This window comes from Daejeonella sp., from assembly GCF_049655485.1.
In the GTDB taxonomy this organism is placed as follows: Bacteria; Bacteroidota; Bacteroidia; order Sphingobacteriales; family Sphingobacteriaceae; genus Daejeonella.
Window position 1 is genome coordinate 1 of the sequence record NZ_JBASJU010000136.1, and the last position, 7,503, is coordinate 7,503.

10 protein-coding genes are annotated in these 7,503 nt (G+C 40.5%); 9 read left to right on the forward strand and 1 reads right to left on the reverse strand.

What is annotated here, in order from left to right; translation table 11 throughout:
- From WBJ10_RS05655 to WBJ10_RS05675, 5 genes are all read left to right on the forward strand, one after another.
- A partial coding sequence (locus WBJ10_RS05655; RefSeq protein WP_424288558.1) for a 3-keto-disaccharide hydrolase occupies positions 1-722 on the forward strand: 722 nt, incomplete at its 5' end.
- Positions 723-925: 203 nt separating this feature from the next.
- Positions 926-2,272 (forward strand): Gfo/Idh/MocA family protein, encoded by a 1,347-nt coding sequence (locus WBJ10_RS05660; RefSeq protein ID WP_424288559.1) that lies wholly within the window; start codon positions 926-928, stop codon positions 2,270-2,272.
- Positions 2,273-2,399: 127 nt separating this feature from the next.
- Complete coding sequence (locus WBJ10_RS05665; protein WP_424288560.1) at positions 2,400-3,467, forward strand: PmoA family protein; 1,068 nt, start codon at positions 2,400-2,402, stop codon at positions 3,465-3,467.
- Positions 3,468-3,511: 44 nt separating this feature from the next.
- Positions 3,512-3,976 (forward strand): VOC family protein, encoded by a 465-nt coding sequence (locus WBJ10_RS05670; RefSeq protein ID WP_424288561.1) that lies wholly within the window; start codon positions 3,512-3,514, stop codon positions 3,974-3,976.
- 62 nt (positions 3,977-4,038) lie between these two features.
- Complete coding sequence (locus tag WBJ10_RS05675) at positions 4,039-4,824, forward strand: NIPSNAP family protein (RefSeq protein WP_424288562.1); 786 nt, start codon at positions 4,039-4,041, stop codon at positions 4,822-4,824.
- 159 nt (positions 4,825-4,983) lie between these two features.
- Here WBJ10_RS05675 and WBJ10_RS05680 read toward each other — a convergent pair whose 3' ends face one another.
- Positions 4,984-5,829, reverse strand: a complete 846-nt coding sequence (locus WBJ10_RS05680) for a hypothetical protein (RefSeq protein WP_424288563.1) — start codon at positions 5,827-5,829, stop codon at positions 4,984-4,986.
- Positions 5,830-6,054: 225 nt separating this feature from the next.
- Here WBJ10_RS05680 and WBJ10_RS05685 point away from each other — a divergent pair, with 225 nt between their 5' ends.
- The 4 genes from WBJ10_RS05685 to WBJ10_RS05700 all read left to right on the forward strand — a co-directional run.
- Positions 6,055-6,276 (forward strand): Uma2 family endonuclease, encoded by a 222-nt coding sequence (locus WBJ10_RS05685; RefSeq protein ID WP_424288564.1) that lies wholly within the window; start codon positions 6,055-6,057, stop codon positions 6,274-6,276.
- 199 nt (positions 6,277-6,475) lie between these two features.
- Positions 6,476-6,889, forward strand: coding sequence for a 30S ribosomal protein S12 (gene rpsL, locus WBJ10_RS05690; protein WP_079703557.1), 414 nt, complete (start codon positions 6,476-6,478; stop codon positions 6,887-6,889).
- Between the two features lie 18 nt (positions 6,890-6,907).
- A complete protein-coding gene (rpsG, locus tag WBJ10_RS05695) occupies positions 6,908-7,375 on the forward strand; it encodes a 30S ribosomal protein S7 (RefSeq protein ID WP_079703558.1) in 468 nt (155 codons plus the stop codon).
- Between the two features lie 15 nt (positions 7,376-7,390).
- A partial coding sequence (locus tag WBJ10_RS05700) for a GTP-binding protein (protein WP_424288565.1) occupies positions 7,391-7,503 on the forward strand: 113 nt, incomplete at its 3' end.

Here is a 7,503-nt window from a genome sequence, read left to right on the forward strand (position 1 = left end):
TAACAGGGATAGGCTGCCAACCGAAGATGGGCGCATTATCTGCTAACTCTAATCAGGCTATGAATACACTTAGCGAAATGGAAAAAAGAAACGGATGGACTCTGCTGTTTGACGGTAAGACTACCACTGGTTGGCGCGGAGCGTATAGGGATGAATTCCCTACCCAGGGATGGAAAATAGAAGGAGGGGAATTAATAGTAGTTAAATCGGATGGAAGAGAAGCCCGAAACGGTGGGGATATCATCACCAAGGAAAAATATGATAATTATGAGTTGACCCTGGAAGCGAAATTAACCCCCGGAGCAAATAGCGGCGTAAAATATTTCGTTACTGAAAGATTACCGAAAAGTCCCGGGTCTGCCATTGGTTTGGAGTTTCAGATCCTGGATGATGATTTGCATCCGGATGCCAAAATGGGTAAGAATGGAAATCGTACTATCGGTTCGCTTTATGATCTGATACCGGCACGTTCAAAGAATAAACGGCCTATAGGAGAATGGAATCAGGTTCGCATAATTTCTAAAAATAACAAGGTTGAACATTGGCTGAACGGAAGTAAAGTCGTCGAGTTTGAACGTGGAAGTCCGGCCTTCCGGGCGCTTGTAGCGGATAGTAAATATAAGAATTTTGAAGGTTTTGGAGAAGCAACGGAAGGACATTTGCTGCTTCAAGACCATGGTGATGAAGTTCATTATCGCAATATCAAGTTGCGTAAACTGTAAAACATCTGGAAGAGATTACAGGTAGAACTTAATTGCTGAAAAAGCCCTGGTCATAAAATATAGAATTTGCTTTGAAAAAAATATGCAGTGTTTTGGAAAAGCTGCCAGTGCCTTATTGAAATATAGAAAAATATCAAAGTTTTGCAGGTAGTAAAAATAACCTGAAGGCATTGCCAACATCATTAAAATAAATTGATATCAACATGGAAAACAAATTAGAAAATTCGCGGCGTGATTTCATTAAAAAGGCTTCAATAGGCGTGGGCGCATTAAGTTTGGGTGCAATGGGATTTAGCGCTAAGAGCTACGCCCGCATTATAGGAGCGAACGACCGTGTGCAGGTAGGTATCGTAGGATTCTCCAGCCGTTTCAAAAGCTCATTGCTACCGTCATTTATGAATCATGCAAAAGAACTGAACTTTGAATTTGTAGCAGTTTCAGATATCTGGAACCGACGTCGTGATGAGGCAGAAGCATTCGTAAAGGAAAAGACCGGCCAGACTATTCGAAAGTTCCGCAACAATGATGAACTATATGCTTCTAAAGACCTGGATGCAGTTGTTATCAGTACAGCGGATTTTCAACATGCCCTTATGGGAGTCGAAGCTGTACGCAATGGTAAAGATGCCTATGTCGAGAAACCGATGGCAGAAACATTGGAAGATGCTAAGGCAATTTTGAAAGCAGTTAATGAGACCGGTAAGATTGTACAGATTGGATCTCAGCGCCGTAGTGCGCCGAACTATATAGCTGCTAACGAATATATCCGTTCAGGTAAGTTTGGCGATATCACGATGGTTGAAATGTGCTGGAACGTAAACCAGCCTGGACGCTGGCGGGTACCTCTGGTAAAAGAGATTCGTCAGGAAGATACAGATTGGAATCGTTTCTTAATGAATCGTCCGAAAGTAGCGTGGGATCCCCGGAAATATCTTGAATTCCGCTTATTCTGGCCTTACTCTTCAGGTATCCCTGGTCAGTGGATGTCACACCAGATCGATACTGTACATTGGTTTACAGGCTTAGACCATCCCCGTAGTGTTTCTGCCAATGGTGGTATCTACATGTGGAAAGATGGCCGTACCAATGCAGATACTATGACAGCAGTATTCGATTATGGACCGCAGAAAGATATGAGTAAAGGCTTCCAGGTAGTGTTTTCATCGCGCTTCCACAATTCTGCTGGTGAAACAAAGGAACTTTACTATTCAAACGGAGGTATGATTAATTTGGATACAAATAAGATAACGCCTGAAGGAGGATTAAGTGCAAGGATGGCTGCCGAGATGAATATGAAACCAAATTTATTGGAGCCCGCTACTTTGGCAAATGCTGCAAAAATGGAAACAGGTGCAAATACAGGTGGCGACCAGATGACCTCCCTGCACATGCGTAACTGGATGGAATGCGTCCGGAGCCGGAAAACACCGAATGCTTCAGTGGTGGCGGGATATAACCATTCCGTTGCGAATATTATGACACGGACCGCTTTGGAAACAGGAAAGAGGGTAACATTTAATGATGCTAAACAGCAGGTAGTTATCGGATAATCCAATCTTTAAAAAGACAGGCATAACTCTGCATTGGCAGGGTTATGTTTTTTATTTTATTGCTTTTAACAGCAATAAAATGATATGCAAAAGCTCGCTTTTTTAATAGTCGTAAAACAATAAAAACATGACAAGAAATTTCTCTTTATTATTCTCGCTTATATTCTCGGCGATTGTAGGCCTGACAGGATGTAATGCTCAAATGACGCGAAATAAAACAGAGCGTTTTTCGATAACCGAAAATAAGCCGGGGAAACGCATCGATATTTCCGTAGATGGCAAGCCATTTACATCGTACATATATCCTGATGAATTAATGAAGCCTGTATTATATCCTTTACGCACTTCTCAGGGGACTTTGGTCACTCGGGGTTGGCCTATGGATCCTCGTCCGGGCGAACGAGTTGATCATCCTCACCACGTTGGTCTTTGGTTTAATTATGGGGATGTCAATGGTCTTGATTTCTGGAATAACTCAACCGACATTCCCGCTGCAAAAAAAAATGCGTTTGGTACCATTAAGCATGCTTCTGTTCGTAAAATGACGGGAGGTGATAATAGTGCTGAATTGGAGGTTACCATGGACTGGCAAAAACCAGACGGAACGAAATTGCTTACTGAGGAAACTAAATTCATTTTTAGTGAAGCCGGAGGAACACGCACCATTGAACGCATCACAACACTTAAGGCATTAGGAGAAGACGTTTCCTTTAAAGATAATAAAGAGGGACTCCTCGGCATCAGATTGGCACGGGAGCTGGAACATCCGTCAAAAAAGGCCGAAATATTTACTGATGCAAGCGGTAAAGCCACCAATGTTGCTCAACTTAATAATGAAGGGATAACCGGCAAATACCGAAGCAGCGAGGGTAAAGAAGGAGATGATGTATGGGGTACCCGGGGTGATTGGGTAAATCTTAATTCAAAGATTGGTACCGAGCCAATTTCAATGGTTATTTTGGATCATCCTTCCAATATCGGTTATCCAACTTACTGGCATGCCAGGGGCTACGGGTTATTTGCTGCCAACCCATTAGGCCAGAAGGAGATGAGCGCGGGCAAAGATGTATTAAATTTTAAATTGCCAGCAGGAAAGTCAGTAACTTTCCGCTATAAGATACTCATTCATTCGGGAAACAATTTATCCGATGAGCAGGTAGAAAGAGAGGCTAACCGTTTTGCAGCTCAGAAATAATAAGGTTTTTATTGCGAGCTGTCCTAAATTTAAACATGTCACGTATGAAAAAAATAGTCTACTTGGTTTCCTTCCTGATAATTGCAACGGTAAGCACACAGTCAAGTGTAATGGCCCAGATTAAACAGAAACCCGTGTTAAATCATATAGCATTATATGTTTTTGATCTTAAAAAAAGTACCGAGTTTTACCGGGATGTTTTGCAGCTGGATGTGATACCAGAGCCCTTTAACGATGGAAAGCATACCTGGTTTGCACTAGGTGAGTATAGCCAACTTCATCTGATTGAAGGCGCGAAGGAAATTTTACCACATGAGAAGAGCTCTCACTTATGCTTTAGTGTGAAATCCTTAAAAGAATTTATAACGCTACTGGATAAACGTAAAATAGACCGGATTAATATGAAAGGAGATAGCAGGGCACCTACGGTTCGTCCGGACGGAGTTTCTCAAATTTACTTTCAGGATCCTGATGGCTATTGGCTGGAAGTCAATGATGCAAAATTGTAGACGTTGATAGTGTGATTCTATTAATTTGATTGTACCTTTATTAAAAATAAGTTTTTATCATTATGAAATTAAAGTTTATTGCAACACTGGCGGTGTTGATAAGTTCAATCTGTATTCCGCAGGTTTTCTCTCAATCAAAAAAGACACCCTTTTATGAGATAAAGGTTTATCATTTTGAAAATGCGGGTCAGGAAGAATTAATTGACAACTATCTGAAAAATGCCCTTCTACCTGCGATGAATCGTAAAGGAATAAAGAACGTAGGTGTTTTTAAACCTGTAAACAATAATACATCTGAGGATAAGCGGATTTATGTTCTTGTTCCTTTTAAATCTACTAAGCAATTTACTGACATGCCTGAACAGCTGGCAAAAGATGCCATGTATAATGAAAACGGTAAAGCATATCTTGATGTGGCGTACAATAAAGCCCCTTACAAAAGAATGGAATCGATCTTTATAAAAGCATTTGACCTTATGCCTAATATGGAGCTTCCCGCATTAAAAAACGAACTCTCAAAGCGTGTATATGAGCTGAGAAGTTATGAAGGGCCAACTGAGAAAATGTATACAAGGAAAGTGGAGATGTTCAATACGGGTGGGGAGATAAGTTTGTTTAAAAGATTGGGATTTAATGCGGTTTTTTACGGAAGTGTAATTGCGGGAAGTAGAATGCCTAATTTGATGTACATGACAACCTTTGAAGATATGGCTGCCCGTGATGAACATTGGAATACATTTAGAGTTGATGAAGAGTGGAAGAAGTTATCTGCAATGGATTACTATAAGAATACAGTCTCTAGAAATGAGACAATACTTTTAAATCCAACGGGTTATTCCCAGATCTAAGCCATTTCAAGATATAATTCTTAAGCTATATATAACATATATTCGATCTAAACACTTTCAGGCTGCGAAAATAGAAGGCTAATCTTTTGTTAACAAAAAGAGACCTTTGACATCTTGTTAATAGGAGCCGGAGTACACGGAACAAAGGATGTTATACTGCTAGGGAAAGTCAAAACCCGGAAAAATGAAATAGAATATATCCCACCAGCCATATTCAAGGAAGAAATATAATTTAAAATTACCTTGGATGGCGATGGCTTCCTGATCATTAATACTTGCACCGTAGCTGACAGCGCCTTCGATGCAGGCTATTCCCGCATCACCGCTGATTTCAAAATTAATCTCAGAAATAACGTATTTACATTCCGAAAAACCAGTGTAGCTGCTAAATGTAATTAACAGTTTTTGCATTATCTGCTCTTTAGTTAGAGCTGTTCCCCCGGGAAACATAATCCGATCGCCCATTTCCCATAAAATTTTGTCCGGTTCTTTTTCAAACCAAGCTGTTATAAAATTTTTAGCCTTATTGAAGAGATCTGTTTTGTGATCCGGGTGAAACTCTTCGTAGATGAAGTGCATCATCATTGCTGGTACTCCTGTATGAACTATGCTTTCTGCGAAAAGCTCTTCAGTGATGAATTTATATTTGGTGCGGTTATTATAAGAACTACCGAAGTCAACAGTAATATTATGGGCAAGGAGCAATTTGTTTACTTCTTCAAGCGAAATCTCCAGTTCCCTGTCTTCGAGCTCCGGCTCTGATTTCAATACAGGATTTCCTAAAATATCACAGATCTTTATTTCCCCACTTTGTAAGTAGCTATTTTCAAATTCCAGGACATTCTTCAGGAATGTGTTTTGGACCTCAGCAGGTACCTCGCCACCTGAAAATGTTTGAGCGCCGAACTCAGCCTTTAATTTTAGCTCTAAGAGTTGGTTTTCCATTCGCAATTGTTCTTCAGGGTCGAAGCTAAGGGGCAGATCATCATCAAAATCCTTTTTCATAACTATAAGGTGTGTTAAAATCAGTTTGCCATGCACAATGCATATGTGAAATTAGTTGTCGTGCTATGAGCTGCAAAGTGGTGGTAGGATGTATTTATTTAACGGCTTAGGTCATATTCGGAATGCTCAGCATTCGCCTAAGCCTGATAAATCTGCTAAGGTTCTGGAAGGGATCATGTTCGGCGATCCTTTATTCTAACGGGGAATTGAACGAAGAATCACTAAATGAGACCCTATCATGCTCCTGATTTGGTAATCGAAATCTTATCACCAGGCAACAATAAGAAGGAATTACTTAATAAGTATACCATTTACGAGGAATACGGTGTTAAAGAATACTGGATTGTCATTCCGGGAGAACAAACCTTGCTAAAGTATACTCTGGACCTGCAGGGGAAATATCAGCCTTCTAAACTCTTTACACTAAGTGAAAAAGTATATTCCTAAGTACTTCCCGGTTTCGAACTGGACTTGGACGCAGTTTTTGAGTATTGACGGGTGGCATTTTCCTTTCAATCCTCAACCCGGCGATTATTTTTGCTCAACTCCTTGAAAATCAAAAATTACTTCGTACTTTTGCAGTCCCTAAATGAAGGCTGTAATAAGCTCATTCAGGTTAAAAACAAATAAACACTAAAAGGAAAAAATGCCTACAATCCAACAATTAGTTAGAAAAGGTAGAGTAGCTCTGGTGGATAAGAGTAAATCCCCAGCATTGGACAGCTGTCCACAGCGAAGAGGAGTGTGCACACGTGTGTATACCACTACCCCTAAAAAACCAAACTCAGCAATGCGTAAAGTTGCCCGTGTGCGCTTAACCAACGGAAAAGAAGTGAATGCTTATATCCCTGGAGAAGGTCACAATTTACAGGAGCACTCAATCGTGTTAATCCGTGGTGGTCGTGTTAAAGATTTACCTGGAGTACGTTACCACATTATCCGTGGAGCTTTAGATACGTCTGGTGTAGCCGGTCGTAACCAACGTCGTTCTAAATACGGAACAAAGAAACCAAAACCTGGACAGGCAGCAGCCGCACCAGCTAAGGGTAAAAAGAAATAATACACGGAGGAAAGCAACATGAGAAAGTCAAAACCAAAAAAGAGAATCTTACTGCCTGATCCAAAGTTTAACGACGTAATGGTAACCAGGTTTGTAAATAATATGATGTATGACGGTAAGAAATCTATCGCATACTCAATTTTCTACGACGCAGTTGAGTTAGTAGAGAAAAAAACAAGCGAAAACGGGTTAGAGTCCTGGAAAAAAGCTTTGAACAATGTAATGCCTGCTGTAGAGGTTAAATCTCGTCGTGTAGGTGGAGCAAACTTCCAGGTTCCTACAGAGGTTCGTCCTGAGCGTAAAATCGCATTGGGTATGAAATGGCTGATCAATTACTCTCGTAAACGTGGTGAAAAAACCATGACTGAGAAATTGGCCGGTGAAATCATTTCAGCTTCAAAAGGCGAAGGTGCCGCAGTTAAGAAGAAAGAGGATACGCACAAAATGGCGGAAGCTAACAAAGCATTCTCTCATTTTAGATTCTAATCAGGAAAACAAATAATGTCAAGAGATTTAAAATACACAAGAAATATCGGGATCGCTGCTCACATTGATGCGGGTAAAACTACTACAACTGAGCGTATCCTTTACTACTCTGGTGTTAGCCATAAAAT